Here is a 26,923-nt window from a genome sequence, read left to right as displayed (position 1 = left end):
CCAAAACCCTATGAGGTTTAATTTAAAAAATATGAAAAAAATCTTCCTTTCTGCTATGATTGTATTAGCAGTTACGCAAATATCTAAAGCTCAAAAAGGCTTTAAACCACTGTTTGATGGTAAAACTACAACAGGTTGGCATACCTACAACAAAACTACGGTTGGTAGCGGCTGGCAGGTTCAGGACGGTGCACTACATTTAGATTTAGCAAAAAAAGGCACTGATGGCGGTGGCGATTTAGTTACCGATAAAGAATATGGCGATTTCCATTTAAAATATGAATGGAAAGTAGCTCCAAAAGCCAACAGCGGTTTAATTTTTTATGTACACGAAGAGCCTAAATACCATGCTACCTATTCTACAGGTTTAGAAATGCAGGTTATCGATAACGATGGTCACCCTGACGGAAAAATCACCAAACACCGTGCTGGTGATCTTTACGATCTTGTAAAAAGTTCATCTGAGCCCGTTAAACCTGTTGGCCAATGGAATAAAGCAGAAATTATTAGTAAAAAAGGTAATTTAACTTTAATTTTAAACGGCGTTGAGGTTGTAAAAACTACCCTTTGGGATGATAACTGGAAAAAAATTGTTGCAGGCAGCAAATTTGCAACATGGGAAAACTGGGGAACCTTTAAAACCGGTAAAATTGCGTTACAAGATCACGGAGATGAAGTTTGGTATAAAAACATTTCGATAAAAGAACTATAAAAATGGAAAATGTAAGAGGGAAAATGGACCATGTGAATTGCAAACCCCTCTTATTAAATCTAATGGTGTTTGAAATAAAACATCTTTAAAAGAATTTTAAAACGGAAAATGTAATGGATCATGTGAATTAGACCATTATCTAAAACTTATATTTTCATAATTAATGGAAAATGTAAGAGGGAAGCTGTATAATGTGAATTACAAAATCCCTCTTACTAAATCCACATAAAATATTATAACATTGTAAGATGAGTTTGGGGATACGTTTCCATCATCCCTCTTACCTCAATCATTTTACATAATTACTAGCCAAATGAATAGCACTACTCGCTTTAAACTCTCTGCCATGATGTTTATGGAATTTTTTATCTGGGGCGCATGGTTTGTAACTTTAGGAGCCTTCCTAAACACCAACTTAAAGGCAACCAATTCTGAAATTGGGTCTGTATTTTCAACCCAATCATGGGGCGCCATAATTGCCCCCTTTATCATAGGCCTTATCGCCGACAGGTATTTTAACGCTGAAAGAATTTTAGGGGTATTACACATTATTGGTGCTATTTTAATGTATCAAATGTATAATGCACCGGATGTAAGTGTTTTTTATCCTTACGTTTTAGCGTACATGATTTTATTCATGCCAACCCTTGCATTGGTTAATTCTGTTTCTTTTAACCAAATGAAAGATGCTGAAAAAGAATTTGCAAACATCAGGGTATTTGGTACCATCGGCTGGATCATTGCCGGTTTGTTAATCAGTTTTGCATTTCACTGGGATTCTCCCGAAGGCATTCAGGCAGGATTATTGAAAAGTACCTTTTTTATGGCTGGTATCGCTTCTTTGGTATTAGGCCTGTTTAGTTTTACTTTACCTGCAACTCCTCCAAAAGTTGCTAAAGATGAAAAAATAAAAATTGGCGACATTTTAGGATTAGATGCATTAAAATTGCTGAAAGACAAAAATTTCGCTGTTTTCTTCATCTCTTCTATCCTGATCTGTATTCCATTAGCATTTTATTACCAGAATGCAGGTCTTTTCCTTGCAGACATCAAAGTTTCCAATCCAACTGGCAAAATGGCCATAGGCCAGGTTTCCGAAGCATTATTTTTGTTGGCGATTCCGGTATTCTTTTCAAAATATGGCTTTAAGAAAACCATTATCGTAGGTATGCTGGCCTGGGCGGTACGTTATGTGCTATTTGCTTATGGCAATGCAGGCAACCTGAGTTTCATGTTAATTATTGGAATTGCCCTTCATGGCGTTTGTTACGATTTCTTCTTTGTTTCTGGTCAGATTTATACCAACTCAAAAGCGGGAGAAAAATTCAAAAGTGCGGCACAGGGTATCATCACGCTTGCAACTTATGGCGTGGGCATGTTGATTGGCTTTAAAGTAGCCGGATTAATTACCGACATGTACAAAACCGGTGATGTAACCGATTGGAAAATGGTTTGGATTATCCCCGCGGGAATTGCTGCGGCAGTGTTCTTATTATTCGCCCTGCTGTTCAACGATAAAACCAAATCTGAAATAGAAGCTAAAGCAGTTTAAAATGGCCTCGAAACTAAATAGAAGAAATGCTTTAAAGAACATCATCGCAGGAACTGCTGCGATTGGTGTTTCTTCAGGATTTTCAGCATTAGCAATGGATAAACCAGAATCAGATCAGCCGTTAAGCCTAAAAGGAAATATTAACCATGCGGTTTGCCGTTGGTGTTTTAGCAGTTTAGACGTAGAAACACTTTGCATCGAAGCAAAAAAAATCGGCATTAAAGGCATCGATTTAGTTGGCCCAAAAGACTGGCCTACCTTAAAAAAACATGGACTTGAATCGACCATGTGCAATGGTGCGGAGATTAATCTGGTCGATGGTTTTAACGACGAAAAATTCCACGAAAAGTTAATCCAGAACTACACTGCAATGATTCCGCTGGTTGCAGAAGCCGGATATAAATACCTCATCTGTTTTAGCGGAAACCGCCGTGGCAAAGATGATGAAACGGGTTGGAACAATTGTGTTAAAGGACTGAAACAATTGATGCCACTGGCCGAAAAACACAATGTTGTTCTGGTAATGGAGTTATTAAACAGTAAACTGAACCATAAAGATTACCAGTGCGACAGAACCTCGTGGGGAGCTGAGCTTTGCAAACGTCTAGGATCTGAAAACTTTAAGTTACTATACGACATTTACCACATGCAGATTGATGAAGGTGATGTAATCAGGAATATCAGAGATTACCATCAGTACATTGCACATTACCACACCGCCGGCGTTCCGGGTAGAAATGAAATTGATGATACACAAGAACTTTATTATCCGGCCATTATGAAAGCCATTGCTGAAACCGGATTTAAAGGTTTTGTTGCACAAGAATTTATACCTAAAAACGCTGATAAAATAGCCTCGTTAAAAAAGGCCGTTGCCATTTGCGACATTTAAAACTATACCTATGATATCAAGAAGAAGTTTTATACTAAACTCTAGTATGGCTGCAGCGGCAGCACTTTTGGTTCCATCTTTTGCCTTTGCTCCTGATAAAAAAGTAGTAGGCTTACAGTTATATTCTTTAAGGGACGAGCTTCCTAAAGATGTTAGAGGAACCATTGCCAAAGTGGCAAAAGCAGGCTTTAAAGAAGTTGAAACTTATGGTTTTTCTATAAAAGATCAGTTTTGGGGATTAACACCTAAAGAATTTAAAGCATTGTTGGATGCCAATGGTTTAAAAGCACCAAGCGGACACTACGGTTTAGGTACCTACCTGGCCGACGGAAATACCACAGAATTAAAAGCGGCAATTGCAGCAGCAAAAGTACTGGGCAGCGAATATGTAACCATTCCCTGGTTAGACGATAGCATCAGAAAAAATGCTGATGACTATAAAAAAATTGCCCTTAGAATTAACGAAGCCGGTAAAATGGCAAAAACTGCAGGGATTAGATTGGCTTACCATAACCACAATTTCGAATTCGAAAAACATGGTGATACCACGGGCTACGAAATCCTGTTAAAAGGAACCGATAAAAAGTTTGTTGATTTCGAACTTGATTTGTATTGGGTAATACGCTCGGGTAACGATCCGATTAAATTATTTAAAGAAAATCCGGGCCGTTTTACCATGTGGCATGTTAAAGATATGGACAAAGCCAATCCGGCATTAAATGCAGAAGTTGGAACAGGTTCTATCAACTTCAAACCTATTTTTGCCCAGGCAAAACTTTCGGGCATGAAACATTTCTTCGTTGAGCACGAAACCAATTACAAGCCAAATCCGCTTGGTTCTGTTACCGCAAGCTGTGCATTTATTAAAAAAGAAATTATTTAAATCTTAGCGATGAATTCAAGAAGAACATTTTTAAAACAGGCAGGATTAGCAGCCGGTGCGGCTTTACTAATCCCATCATTTGCTTTTGATAAAGTAAGCAAAAATGTTGGTTTGCAATTGTACACCCTACGCGATGAATTGCCAAAAGATGTTAAAGGTATTATCGAAAAAGTAGCAAAAGCCGGATACAAGGAAGTAGAAACCTATGGATTTGCTAACGGAAAATTCTGGGGCTTAACACCAAAGGAATTTAAAGCTTTACTTGACGCCAATGGTTTAAAAGCACCAAGTGGTCATTACCACATGGATGATTTCGTAAAAACCGGGAATGCCGATAGATTAAAGGCTGATATCGAATCATCAGCTGCAATTGGTGGTAAGTATTTTACCATTGCCGGTGCACATGTTGATATGAGCAAGGGTGCAGACGGTTTCAAAAAAACGGCAAGCGATTTTAACAAGGTGGCTGAAATTGTAAAAGCTTCTGGTTTAAAATTTGCCTACCACAACCACGATTTTGAATTTAAAAATCTCGGCGATACTACCGGTTACGATGTCTATTTGAGTGAAACCGATAAAAACCTCGTTAACTTCGAAATGGATTTATATTGGGTAGTTCGTTCAGGTAACGATCCGCTGGCACTTTTTAAGAAATATCCGGGCCGTTTTCCGATGTGGCACGTAAAAGACATGGACAAAGCGAAACCAGAATTAAACACCGAAGTGGGCAAAGGATCAATTGATTTCAAAACCATTTTTGCACAGGCCAAATTAGCCGGTATGCAGCATTTCTTTGTAGAGCACGAAAATAATTATCAGCCGGATCCGATTGGCTCCATTAAAACAAGCTGCGATTATATCAAAGCAAGTTTAATTTAAATTTTATCTCCAAACCTCTCAGGTTTCTCAAACCTGCGAGGTTTTTCCGCGCTTATCGTCATCTCGACTGAAGCATAGCGAAATGGAGAGATCTATCTTCAAAACATCAAACCTTTAATTCGTTAGTCATATTTTGCGCTAGGGTTACAGACCTAGGTTATCTAAACCTGACAGCAGCGGGCATCCCGATTTTTCATCGGGATAAAGCGGATGGCAGGACTTTCGTAACCGATAGGCACTGAACCTGCTTTCCAAAACAAAAACATCACTAAATACCAACTTTATAGATTTCGTCCCAGACTTCCGAAGTTGGCGGTACCCCGCCCCAACAAAACCTCGGAAGTCTTTGCTCACCATATTTTCTATCGAAAACTTAAAATTCCAAATATTAAAAGCAAATTTAATTGGTAACAATAGGGATATAAGCTTAATTTTTAGCATATTTGGGCTCATATCAAATAATTAATAATATAAAAAAAATTAAAATGAAAGTAGCAGTAGTAGGTGCAACCGGATTGGTTGGCACTGTCATGTTAAAAGTATTGGAGGAAAGAAATTTCCCTTTAACAGAGTTAATTCCTGTAGCATCAGAAAAGAGTGTTGGTAAGGAAATTACTTTTAAGGGTAAGAAGTTCCCAATTGTTAGCATGGATACTGCAATCAGCATGAAACCTGATATCGCCTTGTTCTCAGCAGGTGGAAATACTTCATTAGAGCATGCGCCACGTTTTAAAGAGGCCGGAACAACGGTTATCGACAACTCTTCTGCATGGAGAATGGATCCTGCAATTAAATTAATTGTACCCGAAGTTAATGCACACGAACTTTCTATCGATAACAAGATTATTGCCAACCCAAACTGCTCTACTATCCAGATGGTGGTGGTTTTAAAACCTTTACACGATAAATACAAAATTAAACGTGTAGTGGTTTCTACCTACCAATCGGTTACCGGTACAGGTGTTAAAGCGGTTGAGCAATTAATGAACGAGCGTAAAGGCATTGATGGCCCAAAAGCTTATCCATACGAAATCGACTTAAACGTTCTTCCGCATATCGATGTTTTCACCGAAAACGGATATACCAAAGAAGAAATGAAAATGGTTAAGGAAACGAACAAAATTATGAGCGACGATAACATTAAAGTTACCGCTACAACGGTTCGTATCCCGGTAATGGGCGGTCACTCTGAGTCGGTTAACATTGAGTTCGAAAATGATTTCGATTTAGCTGAAGTGCGCAGCATCTTAGAAAAAGCACCAGGTGTAATTGTTGTTGATGATATAGCCAACTTGAAATACCCAATGCCGAAAGATGCCCATGAAAAAGATGAAGTTTTTGTAGGCCGTATCCGTAGAGATGAATCAGCACCTAAAGCATTAAACCTTTGGATTGTTGCCGATAACTTACGCAAGGGCGCTGCAACCAATGCCGTTCAGATTGCCGAATACCTGATTCAGAAAGAATTGGTTTAATCAATAAAATACAAGCCCCCCGATGTAAAATCGGGGGGCTTTTTTATAAAATGTATCATAATACAGAATGTCATCCTGAGCTTGTCGAAGGACCTGCCAGAACTTCGTCTAAGGCGTTTCGAGTGGCTCAACTTGACAAAGTTAGAGAAACTATTATGATACATTCTCTTTTTTATGCGCTCTAACAATGAAACATATTCCAATCGCTTTAATTTATTCCAGATTACTTATCGGTTTTGGAATCATCCAGTTAAGCGTTTTCCATGTTAGCCATTATTCTTTTTTAGCCATCACCTTATTATCCATTGGTTTGTTAACCGATGTTTTTGATGGCATTATTGCCCGTAAGCTCAATATCTCTTCCGAAAAGTTAAGGCGACTGGATTCAGGCATCGATCAGGTATTTTTCATTTCCGTAGCGGTTGCAACTTACATTCAATGTCCTGATTTCTTTAAAGCCAACCTTGTAAAACTGATCATTCTCGGTGCGTTTGAAGCTTCAACTTATATATTAAGTTATATCAAGTTCAAAAAAGAAATTGCTACCCATTCTATCGGCGCTAAAATCTGGACCTTAACAATATTCGCTTCATTAGTCGAAATTATGGTTCATTGTCAATCGATAGTATTATTTGAGCTTTGCTTTTGGATCGGCGTAGTAACCAGAATAGAAATACTCGCGATTGTTTTCACCCTCAAAAAATGGACGAATGATGTACCCAGCTTTTACCACGCAATTAAATTAAGGCAGGGAAAAGAAATTAAACGTAATAAATTATTTAATGGCTAATTTATAAATATCAAAATATTTAATTAAGGGATTATAATCACTAAATTACATATAAAAAAGAGATCATAATCACTAAATTATATATAATTTAGTGATTAGCAGATAATTTTGCTAAATTTGAGTATAGCAAATATTATGAGATGATTATCAGGAATCTTCAGGATCACATTGAGTCCAAGTTTTTTAAGCAAAAAGCCATTATTATCACCGGGGCGAGGCAAGTGGGTAAAACTACTATGTTAAAGCAAATTGTTAAAAAAACAGGATTGCCCTTTGTATTTTTAAATTGTGACGAGGCAAACGTAAGGGCAACCCTGACCGATATCAGTATCGAAAGGCTTAAATCAATCATTGGTCCGAACAAAATCATTTTTATCGACGAAGCTCAACGTGTTACCAATATTGGCTTAACTTTAAAACTGATTGTAGATAACTTTACTGATATCCAGTTGCTGGTTACCGGTTCTTCATCGTTAGATTTAGCTGTGGGTATCAAAGAATCGCTAACCGGAAGAAAATTCGAATATCACCTCTTCCCTTTTTCAGTTGCAGAACTTGTTGATGAAACGAACGTACTTATTGAAGAACAGGCTTTAGAAAAAAGATTAGTTTATGGTACTTATCCTGATGCGATCAATTATCCTGGGGAAGAAAAAGAGTTGTTATTAAATTTGGCAAACAGTTATCTTTTTAAAGACATTTTATCCCTAACAGGCATCCGAAAACCCTTGCAACTTGAAAAACTGGTACAGGCATTAGCCCTTCAGATTGGTAACGAAGTTTCTTATACTGAACTTGGCCAAATGATCGAAGCCGATAAACTCACTGTTGAGCGTTACATCGATTTATTAGAACAATGTTTCGTTGTATTTAGGCTAGGTGCTTACAGCAGTAACCTGCGGAACGAAATTAAAAAAAGCAAAAAGATATACTTCTATGATACAGGAATCCGAAATGCAGTAATCGAAAATTTCAGCACGCTCAACCTACGACAGGATGCAGGTCAGCTGTTCGAAAATTATATTGTATCTGAATATATAAAAGCCAGTAATAACAAAAGAAAACATGCGAAATATTATTTCTGGCGCAGTTTCCAACAACAGGAAATTGATTTAATAGAAGAGGTTGATGGAAAAATAAATGCCATAGAGATTAAGTGGAACGCAAATAAAAAAGTAAAGTTTCCTTCAACTTTTTTAGATGCATACCCTACAAATGAAACATACGTTATAAATAAAGCCAACTATACCAGTTTCCTGATATAAAATAATCACCTGCAAATAATGAATTTTTTTAAAATATTGTCTCTATCGCTGTGTTTAACAATTTCAGCAAACGCTCAAAATAGAATCCAAAACCTCGAAAAAGCTTTTAATAACCTGTTAAATGATGAGCAGGCAAAACACGCCATTGTTTCACTTTGTGTTTTAGATGCCAATACCGGCAAAACACTATTTGCCAAAAATGAGCAGATTGGTCTGGCCACGGCTTCAACCTTAAAAACCATTACCGCGGCTACGGCTTTCAGCATTTTAGGAAAAGATTTTCAGTTTCAAACTACTTTGGCCTATACCGGAACAATTACCACAGATGGAACATTAAAAGGCAACCTGATCATTATCGGTAGCGGCGACCCAACTTTGGGTTCGTGGCGTTATCAAAATAAAGAAAATGTAGTTTTAAGCACGTGGGTTGCAGCCATAAAAACTGCAGGCATTAAAAAAATTGAAGGTACAATAATTGGCGACGACCGCATTTTCGGTACCCAAACCACACCCGAAGGTTGGGTTTGGCAGGATATTGGCAATTATTATGGTGCCGGAACTTCGGGTTTAGCCTGGCGGGAAAATCAATTTGATATCCATTTAAAACCGGGAAACAGCACAACAGATGAAGTAAAAGTTGTGAAAACAGTTCCGGCAACACCTTATTTGCAGATTGTAAATGAACTCAAAACCGGCAGTTCGGGTTCTGGTGACCGCGCTTACGCTTTTCTTCCACCTTACAGCAATGTTGCTTACCTCCGCGGAAGCTGGGGAATAGGCATTGCCAAAACAGGGATTTCTATAGCCCTCCCCGACCCTGCTTTTGATTGCGCCTATCGTTTGCAGGACACCTTGAAAAGGCTGGGGATTTCGACCGGTCAGCAAGCCACAACGGCAAGGTTAATGACTTTGAACAATCAGATCACTCCTTCGGTTACCCAAAAAATAAGTACCATCAGCTCTCCAAGTTTGAGCGAGATTACCTACTGGTTTTTAAAGAAAAGTATCAATTTATACGGAGAATCACTTTTAAAAACCATTGCCATAAAATCAGGTAAAGCGGGTACCACGAGCAAAGGTGCTGAAACTGAGATCAATTTTTGGGCAGATAAGGGCATTGACAGAACTGTATTGAATATTATTGACGGCAGCGGACTTTCTCCAGGCGATAGGATAACCACTTCGGCCATGGCTAGTGTGCTTTTCCAAATTCAAAAAGAGAATTGGTTTCCTGATTATTACAAAGCATTACCAGAGTATAACGGCATGAAAATTAAAAGCGGAACCATAAACGATGTTTCGGCATTTGCAGGTTATCACACCGATGCCGCTGGTAACAAATATGTGGTGGTCATCAATATTAATAATTATAGCGGAAACAGTATCAACAAAAAGTTGTTTAAGGTATTAGACGAATTAAAATAATCCCAAACGATAAATAATATGGCGCTTTTTGTAAAAAACCTTCAAACTGTTGATGGACTGATTTCGAATTTATACCAAAATGTTTCCGTAGAGGAAATGACAAAAAAAGTAACTGAGCTGATGGAACAGCAAGGTTATAACGTTACTCATGATCAGTTCGGAAATCTAATCTTAGAAAAAGGCAGCCGCATTAAACGTCTTTTACTTGGGGCTTTTGTAACTTATTATAAATTTAGCGTAACCATGGCACCAGGTGATGATGGCGGACTAACCGTCAATATTTTTCAGCAATCAAGCGGTATGTCGGGTGGTTTAATCGGCATGAACCAGATCAAAACGGAACTGGCAAGGTTAAACTTTGTATTTGCTAATATTTAAGAAACGAATTCAATATTAGGGTAGAATTAGTTAAAACAACTAAAAATCACTGCCTTGCTTTAAATTTAAAATTGTGTATTTTTGATATATGGAAATAACAATCGACATAGGCTATGAACAATTGTTAGCTGCAATAAAAAAACTTCCTGCAGCCAAAATAAAACAATTAAAATCAGTTTTAAACGAAGAGTTTATTGAACAAAAAGCATCGAAGGACTTATCTGATTTTCAAGATTTTTTGCTCAAAGGCCCTGTAATGAGTGAAGAACAGTATAAAGAACATCAGGCACATAGAAAAAACTTCAATTCATGGAGAATGAAATAGTTTGTTTGGATACATCTATTTTAATTGATTTTTATCGAAAACGAATAAAAGAGAAAAGTACATTCTACCAGTTAACCAAAGTTTATAATATTTTTGCAGTCTCCATTATTACCGAATATGAGATTATGATTGGTGCAAAAGCAGAGGAGATCGATTTTTGGAAAGATTTTTTCGGTCAGGTAACCATACTTCCTTTCGACAAATCAGCAAGTGATATTGCTATAGAAATTACAAAAGAGCTTAAAAAGAGAAATAGTTTAATTGAAATTCCCGACATTTTTATTGGAGCAACAGCATTAGCCAGAAAAATAAAAATTGCCACACTTAATAAAAAGCACTTCAAAAGAATTTCTGGCCTCGAATTGATTGAGACATAATTGAAATATAGTATGCTCTCAAAGTTAAGGTGATTAATTTAAAGCATGATCGTTCAAACAATTTCTCCTGAATACTAACCAAGCCACAATAATGTTTAATGGAATTAGCATTAAGCCTAAGCCAAACATAATAAACACATAAAAGAGGAAAAACAGGCAAAAAACACCTATCAAAAATCCTTTAACCTGAATCTCATTCAGCAGAAGCAAATTTCTAAATAAAAGGATAGCGGAAAAAGCAAATGCGACTAATTCGAGTGAAATTAATGAGCCAAAACGCGTAGTCATCCAGCATATTTCGGGCAATAATAAAATAAGATAGTTTAAGCAGAAGCCAAAAAATACTTTTACCCTTGAGAATGGAAAATTTGGCAAAAAAGACAAATATCGATCATTGAAAATTTTCTCCTGATAAATGAGCACAATATGTGCCACAACAATACAGGAAGTAATGAGCATGAGTAACCTGAAATTATCTTCCAGATCAGAAAAAAGCATAAAAACACTTGAAATCAATACCCACGAAAGCATTTTTGTTAATAAATAGGCCAGTTTGGATTGGTTAAAAACCTGAAAGCTATACAATAAAAACACAGGTTTATTCCATTTCCGGCTTACTCTGATTAGCCAGTTGGGTTTACTGCTTTCAATTAAACGATTACTTTCTTTTAGAATGATAGAAGCACCTGCAATAATCAGCAGCAGCTGAAAGAACAAAATCCCAATAGAAATAAGATTAAAACCAAATACGAACCCAATCATTGTGGCATACAATGTATAGCACCAAACCGGGATAAATATGTAAGCCAATACCGCGCACCAGCTGAGAAACTGTTGCTTTTTTGAAGATGACATAAAACTATAGTATAAAAACTCCTGTTGGGGCAAGACAAGCTGGTTAAATACATATTTTAAGCCTTTATAGGCATACAATGCGCTCGCCACAAGATAAAAAGCCATAATTAACGGATTGCTCACCAAACTAATGGTAAAGAAAAACTGCCAGAAATCTATCTGATCAGGCATGACGGTGCCTAAGGTGTTAATGAACAAACAGTAACTGATCAACATGACGAAAACGAATACCAGCATACCGGCATGGGTACGGTAAAACCCATCTACAAATATTTTCCTTAAAGCAATATTCAAGTGTGGAGACATTAAAAATTTAGGGTTAATTTTTTATCCTCAATATTAATCTGATTAAGTCCGGGCAGTTTTAATGCATCTAAAGGCTGATGCGATGATAAGATGAAACTAATCCTTTTTTTCTCATGCTTTTCGTTAATCCAGCGGTACAATACCTCAAGAGATTCTGCATCGATGGTATTTAAAGGTTCATCCAGCAAAATCAATTTTGGTTTCCCCAGGAAAGCCAGCACCAGCGAAAGTTTTTTCAGCATACCGCTGGAATAGGAACTTAAGGGATTGTTGATATAATCCTGCATTCCGATACCGGTAACTAAGTGCTCAGCCTGACCAGGAATAGCGCCCTTGGCTTTTGCAAAAAGGGCGATCATTTCTGCTCCGCTTAAAAATTCAGGAAATAACGGCTCGGCAGCGGCAAAATTGACCATTTTCCGATAAGAAACACCATGATTTTTTAAATAAACGGTTCCAATCGCGATTTCTCCTTTAAAAGATAATATTCCGGCAATCGCTTTCAATAACGTACTTTTTCCGGTACCATTGCTCCCTTTTATCCAGAAAATGCCTTCCGGGAGCTTAATATTATCTATCTTTAAAACAAGATGATCGAAATAAGATTTTTCAAATTGATTGAAGTGCAGCATAAAATCATTTTATTTCTGACTTTATTTTTATTGAAAAGTTACAACCTGACCTCATCTAGATAAATCGTAACTCAATGCAGCTAACTTTACGTCCTTACCAGCCCGGTGATGTTGAAAATTTGGTTAAACATGCCAATAACTTCAACATTTCGAAATATTTAACCAATAAATTCCCTTTTCCATACGAGAAAAAAGATGGGGAAGCTTTTATTCAACTCGCTTTAAGCCACAACCCTTTACAAATTAAAGCCATTGAGTATAACGGCGAGGTAATCGGATCAATAGGTGTGCACCAGCTGGCCGATATTTACAGTAAAAGTGCAGAAATGGGCTACTGGATTGCCGAAGAACATTGGGGCAAAGGCATTGTTCCGTTAGCAGTGAAAGAAATGCTCAAATACGGTTTCGAAACATTCGATATCGAAAGGATTTTCGCACGGACATCGCATACCAACCTGGCCTCGCAACAGGTTTTGAAAAAAGCAGGTTTTGTTTTCGAGGCAGAATTAAAAGCCACTATTTTTAAAAACGGCGAATATTTTGACGAGCTGATTTTTGGTTTCAGGAAAAATCAACTGATTTAACTACAGCATTAAAACTTTTGTTAAACCCGGAGCTTATTGCGTAAATTCGTAAAAACCAAAACAACAAAACAATGAAATTATCGATCAAATCAGTATTGCTGTTTGTTGCACTTTTAGGTGCCGCAGATTTCGCAAATGCCCAGGAGGCAAAATTTCCACAACCGAGTAGCGGACAAACCATCATTCAGGATTTCGGGTTGGGTAAAATTACTTTAATCTACTCGCGCCCAAATGTTAAAGGCCGTAAAATTTTTGGTGGTATGGAACCATTGGGCACAGTTTGGCGCAACGGGGCAAATGCTGCCACTCGCATTAAATTTACGGATGCCGTTAAAATTGAAGGTAAAGATTTAGCTGCTGGTGAATATGGCTTGTTTAGTATCCCGGGTAAAAACGAATGGACCGTTATTTTTAGCAAAACGCCCGACCAATGGGGCGCTTATACTTATAAGGAAAGTGATGATGTACTTCGCGTAAAAGTAAAAACGATCGCTTTAAAAGATAAAGTAGAAACCCTAACCATGCAGTTTGCGGCAGTTACCGAAACTTCGGCAGCTTTGAACATGATGTGGGAAAATAGTGCTTATACCATCAATATCACCACTTCTATCGACGAAAAAGTGATGGCCAACATTGCCGAAGCCATGAAAGGTGAGAAAAAGCCATATTTTAATGCTGCACTGTATTATTTCCAAAACGGAAAAGATTTAAAACAAGCTTTAGCATGGATGACGGAAGCAGAAAAATCAGATCAGAAAGCACCCTGGTTTAAATTATGGAAAGGCCGTATCCAATTGAAAATGGGCGATAAAATGGCTGCAGCAACTACAGCTCAACAAGGCATTGATGCAGCAAAAGCACAAAATATTGATGAATATGTGCGTTTGAACACAGAACTTTTGGCACAAGCTAAAAAATAAGGAGATAACTACCCTCGCGGTGTCGTCATTTCGAGCGGAGTGCAACGAAGTCGAGAAATCTGTCTAGATAGATCTCTCTCCCGAATATTCGGGACGTTCCAGTCGAGATGACGGCACTTTCAGGCATAGTTTCCTATAAATTACCGAACCAAAGTAATTTAAACCCGATTGAAATGGAAAGCCCGGAACGAGGAACGAGTGAGGACTTGAAATGAAAAGCGGGGCCAACCCCAACCGATGTAATACTGCAATTGCTTTTCAAAAAAAAATTAATGGTTTATGCTTATAAGGATCAGAAGATAGAACTAGCGTTTAACAACCCATATTAACTTAAAATTAACCATCGGTTAACTCAAACAACTATCGTAACATTAACCCTTAAAACGCTTTATTTATTTAAAAAATATACTAACTTTGATGTTGCACTTAGTAATTGTACTTTGTACACTAAGCAGGTTAAAAAATCAACAAAAAATTAAATAAAAATGAGCATAATCGTTAATGTCCATGCCAGACAGATTCTCGATTCGAGAGGCAATCCAACAGTAGAAGTAGAAGTAGTAACAGAGGCAGGCGCTTTTGGCCGTGCAGCTGTACCAAGCGGTGCATCTACCGGGCAATATGAGGCTGTTGAATTACGTGATGGTGATAAATCTACATATTTAGGTAAAGGTGTTTTAAAAGCCGTAGAAAATGTAAATACTAAAATTGCTGATGCATTAAGAGGTATTGATGTTTTTGAGCAAAATACAATTGATAAAATTATGTTAGACCTTGATGGTACCGAAAACAAAGGTAACTTAGGTGCTAACGCGATTTTAGGTGTTTCTTTAGCTGCTGCTAAAGCTGCTGCTGATGAAATTGGCCAGCCTTTATACCGTTACATTGGTGGTGTTAATGCTAACACTTTACCAATTCCGATGATGAACATCATTAACGGTGGTTCTCACTCTGATGCACCTATTGCTTTTCAGGAATTTATGATTATGCCGGTTGGCGCGCCTTCTTTCTCTGAGGCTTTACGTTGGGGAACTGAAGTTTTCCATAGCTTGAAAAAAATTCTTCACGACAGGGGTTTATCTACTGCAGTAGGTGATGAAGGTGGTTTTGCACCAACTTTTGATGGCACTGAAGATGCAATCGAGACGGTATTAAAAGCAATTGAAACCGCTGGTTACAAACCAGGTTCACAAATCTGTTTAGCGTTAGACTGTGCATCATCTGAGTTCTACAAAGATGGTAAATACGACTATACTAAATTTGAAGGTGCTACCGGAGTAATTCGTTCTAGCGAAGAGCAGGCACAATATTTAGCTGATCTTTCTGCAAAATATCCGATTATCTCTATTGAAGATGGTATGGATGAAAACGACTGGACTGGCTGGAAAAGCTTAACCAATAAAATCGGAGACCATGTACAACTGGTTGGTGATGATTTATTTGTAACCAACGTAACGCGCTTACAACGTGGTATTGATGAGGCTACTGCTAATTCAATTTTGGTAAAAGTAAACCAGATCGGTTCTTTAACTGAAACCATCAATGCGGTAACTTTGGCACAAAACAGCGGTTATACTTCGGTAATGAGTCACCGTTCTGGCGAAACTGAAGATGTTACGATTGCTGATTTAGCTGTTGCATTAAACTGCGGACAGATTAAAACCGGTTCTGCATCACGTTCAGACAGGATTGCAAAATACAATCAATTATTACGTATTGAGGAAGAATTAGGTGAAAACGCACGTTTCATCGGTTCAAAATTCAAATACGCTAAAAAATAATTCATAGCATTGGGTTTAAACCCAATGCTATGGTGTTAACAAGTTGAAAAACTTATTTGCGAAACATCCGGAGATTTAAAATCTTCGGATGTTTTTATTTACATTTACGTCATTGCGGGGCACGAAGCAATCTTACTACTTGAGCTTGACTAATAAAAATTTATTGCTTTGAGATTGCTTCGTACCTTGCAATAACGATTTTTTGAGAAATATATGAAACGTTTAATAGATCTTTTCCGCAATAAATATTTCCTTGCTACTGTCGCTTTTGCGCTGTGGATGCTATTTTTCGATAAAAACGATATGATGTCGCAGTATGAGTACCGCAGTCAGGCCAATAAATTGCAGGAAGAAAAAGAATATTTCGAGAAAGAAACCGCTCAGGTTAAAAAAGATCTTAACGAACTGAATACCAACCTGAACACGGCTGAAAAATTTGCCCGTGAAAAATACTTCATGAAAAAAGACAATGAAGATGTTTTTGTGATTATCCAGGAGGAGAAGAAAGATTAGTTGGGAGTTCAGAGTTTTGAGTTCGGAGTTCAGTTCACAGTTGGCAATTTGCAGTTAACAATTTAGCCATATAACAATTAAGCAATTTAATGGGCATTTTGACTCCGCATTTAACCCCCTGAGCGTAGTCGAAGGGTAAACAATTTATACAGTTAACCCATTCCTAATACTCAAATTTTGGCAGAGAAAGTTTAAACCTCACCACGATGATACGCAAAACGAAAATAAAAGCCACTACCGAAAGTTTTGCCACCACGCTCTCCACATTTAACCATACCAATAAATAATACAACAAACCACCAAATATACAGGCTGTGGCATAAATTTCCCTCCTGAATACCAGAGGTATCGTGTTGAGCAATGTATCTCTAATAATTCCTCCAAAGCAACCTGTAATGGTACCCAACGCAATACATATACCCGGATTTAAACCAAAAGTGATCCCTTTTAATAATCCAACCATAGTAAATAAGCCAAGACCTAAGCTGTCAAACAAAAACAACGTGATTTTCATTTTCTGCACGTGCGTTTTAAAAAACATAGTTGCCAATGCCGTGAATAAAATGATTAGGCAGGTTTGCATGTCACGCATCCAGGCAACCGGGGTATCGCCAATTAACAAATCTCGAACTGTACCACCACCAATTGAGGTAACGAAAGCGATTATAAGTACGCCGAATGGATCAAGCTTACGCTGCATTGCGGTAAAAGTACCAGATATAGCAAAAGCAATGGTTCCTAAAACCTCAATAACTTCTGAAGTAGAAATGTTGTAGTGCTGCATTGCGTTTTTATCTATTCTTGGTGCCGGATGTTATCATCTAGCACTTTCGAAGTTAATTGAATATAAGCTATTACTAAGATCCTGAAATAAATTCAGGACGACGATTTGGAATAAATAGTGTTTTTAAGTGATCTTTTAAAGGTATATTGTGAACTGAAATTGGATTAATACATCATCCATCTTACCTCCTTACATTTTACATTACAATTCGCCATTACGTTTTCTCAAAAACCACTCTGTACCCAGTAAAATCAGCACTAAACCAAACAACCATTTCATATTAATCAATTCGTCGTATTTTCGGTCTTCATAACTGATGGTTTTTATGTTCTCATTTTTGACAATTTCATCGGCTATTTTAAGCAGGTTTTCGGGCATAAAGAGTTTGCCGTTGCTCTGTTTGGAAATGGTATTTAAAAGCTGGTGATTGGCAGTTGTTTGCTGATATTCTGCAATCAGCGCATTGACATAAAAACTTCCTGATGCGGTAAATTTCTTTCCCCCAAGCTCTGTATTGGCCAGGTAAGAATAATTACCGGCAGGCATCGTTCCGGCATCCAATTGATAGCCGTTTTCGGTTTTGGAGAAGATATAATTAAATACTTTTCCAGCTTCATTTTTTACCTGAAGTTTTACCTCTGCTTCATTTACAGGCTGATAACTATCATTATAAAGTGTGCCATTAAACTGGATGGCTTCATTTTCATCATAAGCCGATTTAGAGGTAAAAACCTTAAACCTTCGCTTATCATCTTTAACAGATAAATATTGAACTGTTTTTGAAATCAGGTCGTTTAAAACCGACTGGTTATTTTCATTTTCTGCTTCCGAAAGTTTCCAGCGCCACAGCCCCTCTCCCATCAGATAACCTGTTTTTGTACCATTTTCGTTTGCAAAAAATAACAATGGCTGTTGTGTGCTTACTTTGCCTATACGTTGGTTAAAAACCGGCGTGGTACCCGCGTTTACGGTTAATCTGCCAAATGGACTTAATAACGGATCGAAGGCCGAAAACTGCTTTTTATCTTCGTCGCTAAGGTTAAAACTTGTAAATCCATTGGCAAAATCTGCATATACCTCCTGTACAGATCCATTGGTAGAGCTTAGATTCACCTGATTTTGAATCTGGTTAAAAGCATTTACATTGCTCTGTCCACCCAAAATATACCAGATCGGTTTTTTTAAGCCTGTCAACTTCTTGAGAAAGGCAGTTGACAGGTTCTGAACATCGGGCAATTGATACAATACAATCAAATCAAATTTGGAGGGATCTGTTGCGTTTAAATCATCCGCGAGTGCAAGTTTAGATTCGTAATGTTTATTGAGTGAAATAGCCTCTTTTAACACGCTTAAATCAGGATGTGGTGCAGCTGCAGCTAACAATACTTTCTGCCGTCCGTCAATAACCTCAACATAGAAAGTCTGAACGTTATTCCTTGTCGTAATTTCATTTGGTAAAGCACCCAGCTGAACGGTATATTTTTGAACACCAATTTTGCCCGCATGGATTTTTACCGGAACCGTTTTAACAAACGAATTTCCATTAACAGCTATATTTTGTTGTTCGATTTTTGCATCATTCTGACTTACTGTTAGAGAAGTGTTTTCTCCGTCACTCTGGAAGGCCTGCACCTGAACTTCGATCGTAAAATCATCATCCAGGTACACAATGTTATTGTAATTGACATTTGAAATCAACACATCACGCTTTGGGATACTATCGCCCAAAGCAATGGAATAAACCGGTGCATTGATCTGGTTGATGCTGTAAAGCGGATTTCCACCATGGTTAAAAATACCGTCGGTTGCTAAAATAATGGCGCCAACATTCCGGTTGGTATATTCATCCCTCACTTTTTGAAAAAAGGCAGCTGCATCCGTTAATTTTCCCTGATTCTTAAAGTCGAAACCATCAGCAACCCGATCGCCAAAATGAAGTACTTTTACTTCGTATTTATTTGATAGCTTATCCTGTAATGTTTTAAGGTTTCGTTCATATAACTTTTGGTCGAAACCAGCAGCTTTAACCTGACCAACTGACAGGGAATTATCCTGCCCGATAATGATGACAGGTTTATCTAAAGTATAATTTAAGGTTTTAATCAGCGGCGCAAATATTAACCAGGCAATAGTGGCCACCACGATAATCCGTAATGCTGTTAAACCATACTGAAGTTTTTTATCCAGATTTTTGTTACCACGATAAAGCAGCCAGGCGTACAGCACGCCCAAAGCCAGGCAACCTAGAAAAGACAAAATAGAAGCACCCGAAAAAAAACCAGTCATAATTCATAAAGATGGTAATTTTAGGGAAATTTTCAAGGCCTTTTGTTAATTGGTTCATTCGTCATTGGTCATTGGTTCGTTCAAATTGCACAGATTGATGGTTGATGGCTATAGGCATTCTGCCAATCAATGCCATGCGCAAAACGCTTTGCACTTTGCCATGTTACATGTTGAAGATTAAATATTAGTATAAATTCGTTAGTTTTAACCAAATCAATCTCTATGAAATTAACCTGTTTAACATTTTTGCTATCCCTGAGCCTTATGGTGAATGCCCAAAACAATTTTAAAGCCACCCAGATTAAATTTGAAAGGGTAGAAAAGGCATACCATGAAAAATGGGAAACATTGAGAAAATTTGTTGAGGCAGGCGGATATGGCGATCAGTTTTCGATGGTAATCAATGCTTATAAAACAGAAGGCAAGCTCGAAATCTGGTTAAAGAACAATTCGGCAAAAACCTATTCTTTATTCAGAACATACGATTTCTGTGCGCATTCTGGCACCATTGGTCCGAAGGTATTTGAAGGAGACGGACAAACACCAGAAGGATTTTATTACGTGAACGTTTTCAACCCGATGAGTAATTTTCATTTGTCCTTAGGTGTGAATTATCCCAACACGGTAGATTACGCCCGGACGGGAAAAGACAGAAAGCCCGGAAGCGATATTTATATTCATGGCAATTGTGTAACCGTAGGCTGCATCCCTTTAACGGATGAAAAAATTAAGGAAGTATATATTTTAGGCGTTGAAGCCAGAAATGCCGGTCAGGAAAAGATTCCGGTTAACATTTATCCTTTCAAAATGACGGATAGAAATATGAAAAAGTACATTGCTCAATTCCCGGAGCAAGCAACCTTTTGGAAATCGTTACAGGCCGGATATTTGGCTTTTGAGAAGAATAAAACCCAACCGGATGTTACCGAGGTGAAAGGGAAATATGTTGTAAAATAGTTGGAAAGTTAAAAGGTTGGAAAGTTGCAATGTTCTGAGCCCAAAACCTTTCAACCTTCCAACCTTTCAATCCCTTAACCCTCTTAAAGCATCCCGCCGCAAACAGACAAAGTTTGTCCGGTTACGTAAGCGCTCATATCAGAAGCTAAAAACACGCAAACATTGGCGATATCTTCAGTTTCTCCGGCACGTTTTAAAGGAATATCCTTTTCCCAGCCTTCAACCACTTTTGGATCTAAAACTTCGGTCATTTCGGTACGGATAAAACCCGGAGCTACTACATTGGCACGGATATTTCTCGAACCCAACTCTTTAGCCACCGATTTTGTAAAACCAATAATACCAGCTTTCGAAGCCGCATAGTTGGCCTGACCAGCATTACCGGTAACGCCCACAACCGAACTCATGTTGATAAATACACCTTTACGAGCTTTCATCATTACTTTGGAAGCAGCTTTGGTTACATTGAAGATCGATTTCAGGTTAATGTTGATCACATCGTCCCAGTTTTCTTCGCTCATGCGCATCAATAAACCATCTTTGGTAATACCGGCATTGTTTACTACAATATCAATGGTACCGAATTCGGCAACGATATCGTTGATCAATTGCTCTGCTTCAGCAAATTTAGAAGCATCAGAACGGTAACCTTTAACTTTCGTCCCGAAGCTTTGTAATTCCTGCTCTAAAGCCTCACCTTTTTCTACTGATGATAAATATGTAAAAGCTACATTAGCGCCCTGCTCGGCAAATTTTTCAGCTATTTTACGGCCGATCCCTTTTGATGCACCTGTAATTAATGCTGTTTTTCCTTCTAGTAATTTCATTGTGAAATGTTGTAAAATTGAAATGTTTTAATGTTGTAAAGTTAATACTAAAAACCAAATTGACTAATGACTTTTGACTAACGACTAAGGACTAAACAGCTGGTTCCTGCTGACTTAAACAATGGAAACTACCCAGTCCCCAGATAATATCTACTGAATTGATACCGATCACCTTGCGATCCGGAAAACAGCCCTGAATAATATCCAAAGCTTTTTGGTCGTTCACATCGTCAAAAACCGGAACAATTACCGCTGCATTGGCAATGTAAAAGTTAGCGTAAGATGCCGGTAAACGGGTATCGTCATAAATTACCGGTGATGGCATTGGCAATTCAATAATGTTTAATGCTCTGCCGTCCTTCAGTTTCATTGCTTTCAACGCTTCGAGGTTTTCCTGCAGTAGTACATAGTTTTCATCCAAAGGATTACTTTCTACAACGGTTAAAACGGTATCTTCGTTTACGAAACGGGTAATATCATCAATATGGCCATCGGTATCATCGCCAACAATACCATCGCCCAACCATAAAACCTGATCCTGTCCATAATACTCCAGCAAATATTGCTCAATTTGTTCTTTTGTTAAATGTGGATTACGGTTCTCGTTTAACAAACAAGCTGTGGTAGTTAAAACTGTTCCGGCACCATTAAATTCTACCGAACCACCTTCCATTACAATATCAGGTGCGAATAAAGGCAGATCGAAATGTTTGGCAATTTTTGTTGGTACAACATCGTCAAGGTCGAATGGAGGATATTTACCACCCCATGCATTGTAGCCCCAGTCTACCACTGCTTTTTCGTTCCCTTTAAGTACAAATGCCGGACCATGATCGCGGCACCAGGCATCGTTGGTTTCGTTGAAATAAAACTCAACCTGACTTAAATCGGCATCAACTTTTATTAATTCAGCAATGGCGAAAGCTTTCATTTCCTCATCTTTCACATTGATGCGCACTTTTTCACCCTCAGCAACAGCTTTAATAAACTGACAATAAGGTTTATAAATAGTCTCGATTTTACCCGGCCATGATGCTTCTTTATGCGGCCAGCTAAGCCAGGTTGCCTCATGTTTAGCCCATTCGGCAGGAAAAGCATAACCTTGTTTCTTAGGTGAATAATCGAATTGATTGATATTTAAATCTTTTTTAGGAGGGAAGTTTGACATTCGTTAAGTCTATAATTTAAAGTTTCACATTGGATTATCGTCATCTCTACTGAAGCATGGCTGAACGGAGGAATCTCTGATAGATTTCTCGACTGCGTTGCACTTCGCTCGAAATGACGATTTCGGCGTTTGAAGCTTTGGTCTTTAACCTTTCTGCTTAATCCCCGTCAATATATCTTTTTGTGATCGGTTGATAAGAATCGATCCTTCTGTCTCTTAAAAAAGGCCAGTGTTTACGGAAGAAATCAGATTCTGATAAATCCAGTTCAACCACTTCCGTTTCTTCCTGATCGTGTGAAGCCAGATAAAGTAATTTTCCTTGTCCGTTTGTGGCGAAACTTCCGCCCCAGAATTTCATGGCACCATCCTGCTCAAAACCTACACGGTTTACGCTTACAACAGGTACACCGTTTGCCACTGCATGCGAGCGCTGAATGGTTTGCCACGCATTGTATTGATCCTGATTGGTTTCTTCATCCTGATCTGTTGCCCAGCCAATTGCAGTTGGATAAAACATAATATCAGCCCCCATTAAAGCTGTGATACGTGACGCTTCGGGATACCATTGATCCCAACAGATCAAAATGCCGATTTTTGCGAATTTAGTCTGGAAAACTTTATAGCCCAAATCGCCTGGTGTAAAGTAGAATTTTTCGTAAAAAGCGGGGTCATCAGGAATATGCATTTTGCGGTATTTACCCAAATATGAACCATCGGCATCTAAAACTGCAGTAGTATTGTGGTACAAACCTTCAGCACGTTTTTCGAAAAGTGAAGCTATAATTACCACACCCAATTCTTTGGCTACAACCTGCAACGCATCAGTTGACGGACCGGGAATAGCTTCTGCCAGATCAAAATTATCATAATCTTCAACATCGCAGAAATACAGCGAAGTAAAAAGCTCCTGCAAACATACAATCTGTGCACCTTTTGCTGCTGCTTCCCTTACTTTCGCAATCGCTTTATCTAAATTTTCCTGCTTATCTTTAGTACAGCTCATCTGCACCAGGCCAACATTAACTTTCTTCATTTTTTAAAATTATTTCATGAGCGAGTGATGGAATGACTAATGATTAAATGAGAAAATGATGGAATAATTGAACTGCTCAAAGTATAGCCATTCACTTTATTCAAAACTCAGTCATTCAAAACCCAGTCATTCAAAAATCAATCATTCAAAATTCTACCATTCTCAATCTGGCTGCAAAGTTACTAAAAAGGATTAAGGTATAAAGACAAAAAGGGTCGTCATCTCGACCGAAACGCAGTGGAGCGGAGAGATCTATCTCGAGACAGATTTCTCGGCTTCATTGCACTCCGCTCGAAATGACGATAATGCGGGTTAAGAATAAACAATAGCAAAACAAAAAGCCCCAACTAACGCTGAGGCCTTCCAATTAATTAAAATCTATTATGGATTAATATTATCCTTTTTAGGTTTTGGTTTTGTTTCTACAATTTCTGCAACGGCAACCACTTCTTTACGTTTTTCGGGATCCATTAATTCCATTAATTTAAGCCCCAGTAAGCCGTCCATTGCTGAGCCGCCATGATTACCGCCATTGCCACCAATAAGCACATCAGGGATCAGTTTTACATTGCCTTTTGATAGTTCCTCGGTGATTTTATAACGGGTAAAGTTTTCGCCACCCAAAGCTTTAACCGCAAGTTCGTAAGCCTCGGCAGTTGATTTACCTACAGCCAGAATTTTACCTGCTTCGGCACTACCGGTTAACGAAATCTGCTCTGCCTCTGCTGAAGCCTTTAACTTAATGGCTTCCGAATCGGCCTGTGCCCTTGCTTTGGTGGCCTCTGCTTCGGCATGGGCCCTCATTTTTGTGGCTTCGGCTTCTGCACCAACGGCTAATTTTACACCTGCGGCATCACCTTCTGATTTTTTCACCGTTGCACTTGCAGTACGTTCGGCAATCTCTACACTTTGTTGTGCTTTCACAATATCCTTTTGCATATCGGCAATGGCAGTTTCTTTCTCCATCCCCTGGCGCGTTTCCTGTGCCTGTTTCTGGGTTTCGTAAGTAACTTTTTGTTCTTCCGCAATTTTACGGTCGGTTAGGGTTTTCATTAACGATTCTGGCGGAACAATATCACCAATTAGTGTATCAACGGCATTTACGTTATATTCATCAAGCACTTTACGGATGTGCTCTTTAGCCGATTCCTGACGCTCTTTACGGGTACTTAAGAAAGCAATTACATCGCTTCCCTGCGCCGAGTTACGGAAATAGTTACCAATTGTTGGCTCTAAAACCTGCGAAACGAGATTGACCATATTACCAAAGCGGGCAATTACTTTTGGCGCTTCTGTTGTAGGTACGTGGATAATTTGCGCCACATCCAGATTAAACGGGAAACCATCTCTCGAACGTACGGTAATGGTTGATAAGTTTTTATCCAGGTTGTGCGCCTCACTCCTTGCCGATGCCCAGTTTAGCACCAGATTGGTTGTAGGCACCAGTTCTACCTTCATAATGTATTTGTTAATCGGATATTTACCAGGACCAAGTGGTTCTAACCAAACGCCTTTAGATCCTTTACCAACAATATTACCGTGTTTAAAGTCGGCTCCGGTTAAATCGTTCCCTTCCTGCCCGATAAATGAGATCACTACGCCTACATAACCAATGGCTATTTCCATCATCGGGATTTCTTCCAATTGAACAGCCCAGGGATTGAGGTTATAAGAACCTGCCAGAATTACCTGCGGCTGCAAACCACGGTTACCACCCAGTTTGATAAAGGCATCAAAATCCTGGAAATTGTTGTGCCCCTCAACCATTTTACCGGCAATCTGGTTCGCCTCAATCGGTAAACCATCCAATGTGGTTACAATGCCCACCATGCTTTCCTGGATGCGGATCATATCAGTAACCGAAACCTGAAAGAGCATGGTGTTGATACGATAGGAACCCGAGGTGATATAAGAAGTTTGCCTTCCCCTTTGACCGCCGTTTTCGAGAAACTTTACGGCATCCTGAAAGTTATCAGATTCTACTTTTTGTCCGAGAATATTTCCCGTAGGAATTTCTGATCCATCTTTGGCCATAATCAATCCGATTTTTCCTTCCGGGATAATGGTAAACTGTTCCATGGTTACACTGTACTGCCAGAACCACATCCCGAAATACAATCCCGGCGCCAGTGTTTTTCCCTGGAAACCAGCTTCGCCTTTAACCGCGATAATGCGGCCATCGGGCAATTCTTTTGCTGAACCGAAGAGCACGAATTTTTTGGTAATCAAACCGATCCTGTCTTCGGGTACGATGACCATCCCGAATAAGAAACGTAAAATATATTTGTATAAAACTGCGCACAACAGTGCCACTAAAACCCACCAGTAATTAGAAATGAGCGCTTCCATAACGTTTTGTATTTTTCTGTTTTTTTAACCTGATAAACCATTTATCAAGCACTACATTGACATCAAATTGTATGCATTGTTACCATTTTTAACACTTATTTTTAAACTATTTTTTATTGATTTTAAGGCCTGAAAGAAGCATTGAGATAAACAATTTAAGGGATGCGAACTGCAGATGACATTTTTGGGTTTCACTTACCTGAATGCTTATAAATACTGAAAAACGACCTTTTTAGTTTTGATCTATATCTGCAGAAATTTTAATTGTACAATTAACAATTAACGGGTAAAATCTGTCCTTTTTTAGACCTACGAAATTGACCTGATTGGGAGACAATATTTAGATTTAGGCACAACTAAAACCTTTAAAAAAAAGCACGGCACCTGAATATAATAAACCCGATTGGACGGATGCCCCCGATTTTTTTATCGGGGCAGAAGGGAAAGCGGGACCGAAGCCCACCGAAAAACACAGAAACCTGCTTTTCAAATTATTTTACCAAGAAAACGCAAAGATTAAACCCCGATTTCTTCTCTATACTCCTGCTGTAATTCGAAAAGGCATTTGGCGCAAAGGCATCCATCATAGAGTTCTGAAATGTATTGTACTTCGTTGATGCTGAGCTGCACCACGCTGCATTGGCATTTGGTGTAAGAATTTGCCTTGCACTCAATAGCTGTTCCGCATCTTTCGCAGGGAATGATTTCGTGTTTGCTATGTTTTAGAGTGTTCATCGGTTCATTCGTCATTAGTTCATTGGTGTTTGGCGCTTTAGAAACTAATCTACCAATGACGAATGAACTACTGAACTAATACAAAAATATAAACAAAAAATAAGGTTTTGAGCGTTTGCCCAAAACCTTATCTATTTTATTGCTTTATGATGAGAAGAACAACTATCGCATTAAGATTGCTTCGTGCCTCGCAATGACGAGATGATGCAGGCTTTTCGCTTTGATCTTTCTGTCTTTAAG

At 38.5% G+C, this 26,923-nt stretch carries 26 protein-coding genes; 17 read left to right on the top strand and 9 right to left on the bottom strand.

Annotated elements, in window-relative coordinates:
* Nucleotides 1-31: 31 nt before the first annotated feature.
* The 12 genes from ACTJKC_RS14070 to ACTJKC_RS14015 all read left to right on the top strand — a co-directional run bounded on the left by ACTJKC_RS14070 (nt 32) and on the right by ACTJKC_RS14015 (nt 10,953).
* Nucleotides 32-712 carry a 3-keto-disaccharide hydrolase gene (locus ACTJKC_RS14070; protein ID WP_344852994.1) on the top strand — a complete coding sequence of 227 codons (681 nt, stop codon included), beginning with the start codon at nt 32-34 and terminating at the stop codon, nt 710-712.
* 313 nt (nt 713-1,025) lie between these two features.
* Entirely contained in the window at nt 1,026-2,264 is a 1,239-nt protein-coding gene (locus ACTJKC_RS14065; RefSeq protein ID WP_440792782.1) for a nucleoside permease, read from the top strand.
* Nucleotide 2,265: 1 nt separating this feature from the next.
* Nucleotides 2,266-3,156: a hydroxypyruvate isomerase family protein gene (locus ACTJKC_RS14060; protein WP_344852992.1), complete on the top strand. Its 891-nt coding sequence runs from the start codon at nt 2,266-2,268 to the stop codon at nt 3,154-3,156.
* A gap of 10 nt (nt 3,157-3,166) precedes the next feature.
* A complete protein-coding gene (locus ACTJKC_RS14055; protein ID WP_440792780.1) occupies nt 3,167-4,039 on the top strand; it encodes a sugar phosphate isomerase/epimerase family protein in 873 nt (290 codons plus the stop codon).
* A gap of 9 nt (nt 4,040-4,048) precedes the next feature.
* Nucleotides 4,049-4,918, top strand: coding sequence for a sugar phosphate isomerase/epimerase family protein (locus ACTJKC_RS14050; protein WP_344852990.1), 870 nt, complete (start codon nt 4,049-4,051; stop codon nt 4,916-4,918).
* A gap of 485 nt (nt 4,919-5,403) precedes the next feature.
* Nucleotides 5,404-6,393, top strand: a complete 990-nt coding sequence (locus tag ACTJKC_RS14045; RefSeq protein ID WP_440792777.1) for an aspartate-semialdehyde dehydrogenase — start codon at nt 5,404-5,406, stop codon at nt 6,391-6,393.
* Between the two features lie 187 nt (nt 6,394-6,580).
* Nucleotides 6,581-7,183: a CDP-alcohol phosphatidyltransferase family protein gene (locus ACTJKC_RS14040; protein ID WP_440792775.1), complete on the top strand. Its 603-nt coding sequence runs from the start codon at nt 6,581-6,583 to the stop codon at nt 7,181-7,183.
* Nucleotides 7,184-7,323: 140 nt separating this feature from the next.
* The gene (locus ACTJKC_RS14035) at nt 7,324-8,448 is read left to right on the top strand and encodes an ATP-binding protein (protein ID WP_440792773.1); all 1,125 of its coding nucleotides are present in this window, start codon (nt 7,324-7,326) and stop codon (nt 8,446-8,448) included.
* An 18-nt stretch (nt 8,449-8,466) separates the two neighbouring features.
* Nucleotides 8,467-9,873 carry a D-alanyl-D-alanine carboxypeptidase/D-alanyl-D-alanine endopeptidase gene (dacB, locus tag ACTJKC_RS14030; protein ID WP_440792771.1) on the top strand — a complete coding sequence of 469 codons (1,407 nt, stop codon included), beginning with the start codon at nt 8,467-8,469 and terminating at the stop codon, nt 9,871-9,873.
* Nucleotides 9,874-9,891: 18 nt separating this feature from the next.
* Nucleotides 9,892-10,251 (top strand): hypothetical protein, encoded by a 360-nt coding sequence (locus ACTJKC_RS14025; RefSeq protein WP_440792769.1) that lies wholly within the window; start codon nt 9,892-9,894, stop codon nt 10,249-10,251.
* A gap of 88 nt (nt 10,252-10,339) precedes the next feature.
* A complete protein-coding gene (locus ACTJKC_RS14020; protein WP_440792767.1) occupies nt 10,340-10,576 on the top strand; it encodes a hypothetical protein in 237 nt (78 codons plus the stop codon).
* The gene (locus ACTJKC_RS14015; RefSeq protein WP_440792765.1) at nt 10,561-10,953 is read left to right on the top strand and encodes a type II toxin-antitoxin system VapC family toxin; all 393 of its coding nucleotides are present in this window, start codon (nt 10,561-10,563) and stop codon (nt 10,951-10,953) included. Before ACTJKC_RS14020 ends, ACTJKC_RS14015 begins: the two co-directional genes overlap by 16 nt.
* A 33-nt stretch (nt 10,954-10,986) precedes the next feature.
* On the opposite strand, the gene ACTJKC_RS14010 is transcribed toward ACTJKC_RS14015, so the two are convergent.
* Nucleotides 10,987-12,114, bottom strand: a complete 1,128-nt coding sequence (locus ACTJKC_RS14010) for a hypothetical protein (RefSeq protein ID WP_440792763.1) — start codon at nt 12,112-12,114, stop codon at nt 10,987-10,989.
* Nucleotides 12,114-12,746, bottom strand: coding sequence for an ABC transporter ATP-binding protein (locus ACTJKC_RS14005; protein WP_440792761.1), 633 nt, complete (start codon nt 12,744-12,746; stop codon nt 12,114-12,116). Before ACTJKC_RS14005 ends, ACTJKC_RS14010 begins: the two co-directional genes overlap by 1 nt.
* 74 nt (nt 12,747-12,820) lie before the next feature.
* On the opposite strand from ACTJKC_RS14005, the gene ACTJKC_RS14000 reads away from it, so the two are divergent.
* From ACTJKC_RS14000 to ACTJKC_RS13985, 4 genes are all read left to right on the top strand, one after another.
* The gene (locus tag ACTJKC_RS14000) at nt 12,821-13,330 is read left to right on the top strand and encodes a GNAT family N-acetyltransferase (RefSeq protein WP_440792759.1); all 510 of its coding nucleotides are present in this window, start codon (nt 12,821-12,823) and stop codon (nt 13,328-13,330) included.
* A gap of 71 nt (nt 13,331-13,401) precedes the next feature.
* Entirely contained in the window at nt 13,402-14,250 is an 849-nt protein-coding gene (locus tag ACTJKC_RS13995; RefSeq protein WP_440792757.1) for a DUF2911 domain-containing protein, read from the top strand.
* Nucleotides 14,251-14,735: 485 nt separating this feature from the next.
* Nucleotides 14,736-16,031, top strand: coding sequence for a phosphopyruvate hydratase (gene eno, locus ACTJKC_RS13990; RefSeq protein ID WP_344852980.1), 1,296 nt, complete (start codon nt 14,736-14,738; stop codon nt 16,029-16,031).
* A 213-nt stretch (nt 16,032-16,244) separates the two neighbouring features.
* A complete protein-coding gene (locus ACTJKC_RS13985) occupies nt 16,245-16,544 on the top strand; it encodes an FtsB family cell division protein (protein WP_113951033.1) in 300 nt (99 codons plus the stop codon).
* Nucleotides 16,545-16,707: 163 nt separating this feature from the next.
* On the opposite strand, the gene ACTJKC_RS13980 is transcribed toward ACTJKC_RS13985, so the two are convergent.
* Together ACTJKC_RS13980 and ACTJKC_RS13975 are read right to left on the bottom strand one after the other, a co-directional pair.
* Complete coding sequence (locus ACTJKC_RS13980) at nt 16,708-17,328, bottom strand: trimeric intracellular cation channel family protein (RefSeq protein WP_344852979.1); 621 nt, start codon at nt 17,326-17,328, stop codon at nt 16,708-16,710.
* A gap of 201 nt (nt 17,329-17,529) precedes the next feature.
* On the bottom strand, nt 17,530-19,614 hold the full coding sequence (locus ACTJKC_RS13975) for a hypothetical protein (RefSeq protein WP_440792754.1): 2,085 nt from the start codon (nt 19,612-19,614) through the stop codon (nt 17,530-17,532).
* A gap of 222 nt (nt 19,615-19,836) precedes the next feature.
* On the opposite strand from ACTJKC_RS13975, the gene ACTJKC_RS13970 reads away from it, so the two are divergent.
* Nucleotides 19,837-20,571 carry a L,D-transpeptidase family protein gene (locus ACTJKC_RS13970; RefSeq protein WP_440792752.1) on the top strand — a complete coding sequence of 245 codons (735 nt, stop codon included), beginning with the start codon at nt 19,837-19,839 and terminating at the stop codon, nt 20,569-20,571.
* Between the two features lie 83 nt (nt 20,572-20,654).
* Here ACTJKC_RS13970 and fabG read toward each other — a convergent pair whose 3' ends face one another.
* The 5 genes from fabG to ACTJKC_RS13945 form a co-directional block, all read right to left on the bottom strand.
* Nucleotides 20,655-21,398: a 3-oxoacyl-[acyl-carrier-protein] reductase gene (gene fabG / locus ACTJKC_RS13965; protein WP_113951028.1), complete on the bottom strand. Its 744-nt coding sequence runs from the start codon at nt 21,396-21,398 to the stop codon at nt 20,655-20,657.
* Nucleotides 21,399-21,489: 91 nt separating this feature from the next.
* Nucleotides 21,490-22,566, bottom strand: coding sequence for an agmatine deiminase family protein (locus ACTJKC_RS13960; protein ID WP_440792750.1), 1,077 nt, complete (start codon nt 22,564-22,566; stop codon nt 21,490-21,492).
* 157 nt (nt 22,567-22,723) lie between these two features.
* The gene (locus ACTJKC_RS13955; protein WP_344852974.1) at nt 22,724-23,599 is read right to left on the bottom strand and encodes a carbon-nitrogen hydrolase; all 876 of its coding nucleotides are present in this window, start codon (nt 23,597-23,599) and stop codon (nt 22,724-22,726) included.
* 381 nt (nt 23,600-23,980) lie between these two features.
* Nucleotides 23,981-25,948: an SPFH domain-containing protein gene (locus tag ACTJKC_RS13950; protein ID WP_440792748.1), complete on the bottom strand. Its 1,968-nt coding sequence runs from the start codon at nt 25,946-25,948 to the stop codon at nt 23,981-23,983.
* A gap of 516 nt (nt 25,949-26,464) precedes the next feature.
* Nucleotides 26,465-26,683, bottom strand: coding sequence for a cysteine-rich CWC family protein (locus ACTJKC_RS13945; protein WP_344852972.1), 219 nt, complete (start codon nt 26,681-26,683; stop codon nt 26,465-26,467).
* Between the last annotated feature and the right edge of the window lie 240 nt (nt 26,684-26,923).

It is taken from the genome of Pedobacter sp. 22226, from assembly GCF_052045455.1.
Classification (GTDB): Bacteria; Bacteroidota; Bacteroidia; order Sphingobacteriales; family Sphingobacteriaceae; genus Pedobacter; species Pedobacter jeongneungensis.
The sequence above is the reverse complement of the archived record's forward strand: the minus strand, read 5'-3'. Positions and strand labels throughout refer to the sequence as shown.

Bases quoted from the DNA above. Each gene is read 5' to 3' on its own strand.
- ACTJKC_RS14045 (WP_440792777.1), top strand. From the start codon at position 5,404: ATGAAAGTAGCAGTAGTAGGTGCAACCGGATTGGTTGGCACTGTCATG.
- ACTJKC_RS14060 (WP_344852992.1), top strand. From the start codon at position 2,266: ATGGCCTCGAAACTAAATAGAAGAAATGCTTTAAAGAACATCATCGCA.
- fabG (WP_113951028.1), bottom strand. From the start codon at position 21,398: ATGAAATTACTAGAAGGAAAAACAGCATTAATTACAGGTGCATCAAAA.
- ACTJKC_RS14010 (WP_440792763.1), bottom strand. From the start codon at position 12,114: ATGTCTCCACACTTGAATATTGCTTTAAGGAAAATATTTGTAGATGGG.
- ACTJKC_RS13980 (WP_344852979.1), bottom strand. From the start codon at position 17,328: ATGCAGCACTACAACATTTCTACTTCAGAAGTTATTGAGGTTTTAGGA.
- ACTJKC_RS13985 (WP_113951033.1), top strand. From the start codon at position 16,245: ATGAAACGTTTAATAGATCTTTTCCGCAATAAATATTTCCTTGCTACT.
- ACTJKC_RS14015 (WP_440792765.1), top strand. From the start codon at position 10,561: ATGGAGAATGAAATAGTTTGTTTGGATACATCTATTTTAATTGATTTT.
- ACTJKC_RS14040 (WP_440792775.1), top strand. From the start codon at position 6,581: ATGAAACATATTCCAATCGCTTTAATTTATTCCAGATTACTTATCGGT.
- ACTJKC_RS13960 (WP_440792750.1), bottom strand. From the start codon at position 22,566: ATGTCAAACTTCCCTCCTAAAAAAGATTTAAATATCAATCAATTCGAT.
- ACTJKC_RS14055 (WP_440792780.1), top strand. From the start codon at position 3,167: ATGATATCAAGAAGAAGTTTTATACTAAACTCTAGTATGGCTGCAGCG.
- ACTJKC_RS13950 (WP_440792748.1), bottom strand. From the start codon at position 25,948: ATGGAAGCGCTCATTTCTAATTACTGGTGGGTTTTAGTGGCACTGTTG.
- eno (WP_344852980.1), top strand. From the start codon at position 14,736: ATGAGCATAATCGTTAATGTCCATGCCAGACAGATTCTCGATTCGAGA.
- ACTJKC_RS14050 (WP_344852990.1), top strand. From the start codon at position 4,049: ATGAATTCAAGAAGAACATTTTTAAAACAGGCAGGATTAGCAGCCGGT.
- ACTJKC_RS14070 (WP_344852994.1), top strand. From the start codon at position 32: ATGAAAAAAATCTTCCTTTCTGCTATGATTGTATTAGCAGTTACGCAA.
- ACTJKC_RS14035 (WP_440792773.1), top strand. From the start codon at position 7,324: ATGATTATCAGGAATCTTCAGGATCACATTGAGTCCAAGTTTTTTAAG.
- ACTJKC_RS13955 (WP_344852974.1), bottom strand. From the start codon at position 23,599: ATGAAGAAAGTTAATGTTGGCCTGGTGCAGATGAGCTGTACTAAAGAT.
- ACTJKC_RS13995 (WP_440792757.1), top strand. From the start codon at position 13,402: ATGAAATTATCGATCAAATCAGTATTGCTGTTTGTTGCACTTTTAGGT.
- ACTJKC_RS14025 (WP_440792769.1), top strand. From the start codon at position 9,892: ATGGCGCTTTTTGTAAAAAACCTTCAAACTGTTGATGGACTGATTTCG.
- ACTJKC_RS14020 (WP_440792767.1), top strand. From the start codon at position 10,340: ATGGAAATAACAATCGACATAGGCTATGAACAATTGTTAGCTGCAATA.
- ACTJKC_RS13970 (WP_440792752.1), top strand. From the start codon at position 19,837: ATGAAATTAACCTGTTTAACATTTTTGCTATCCCTGAGCCTTATGGTG.
- ACTJKC_RS14005 (WP_440792761.1), bottom strand. From the start codon at position 12,746: ATGCTGCACTTCAATCAATTTGAAAAATCTTATTTCGATCATCTTGTT.
- dacB (WP_440792771.1), top strand. From the start codon at position 8,467: ATGAATTTTTTTAAAATATTGTCTCTATCGCTGTGTTTAACAATTTCA.
- ACTJKC_RS14000 (WP_440792759.1), top strand. From the start codon at position 12,821: ATGCAGCTAACTTTACGTCCTTACCAGCCCGGTGATGTTGAAAATTTG.
- ACTJKC_RS13975 (WP_440792754.1), bottom strand. From the start codon at position 19,614: ATGACTGGTTTTTTTTCGGGTGCTTCTATTTTGTCTTTTCTAGGTTGC.
- ACTJKC_RS13945 (WP_344852972.1), bottom strand. From the start codon at position 26,683: ATGAACACTCTAAAACATAGCAAACACGAAATCATTCCCTGCGAAAGA.
- ACTJKC_RS14065 (WP_440792782.1), top strand. From the start codon at position 1,026: ATGAATAGCACTACTCGCTTTAAACTCTCTGCCATGATGTTTATGGAA.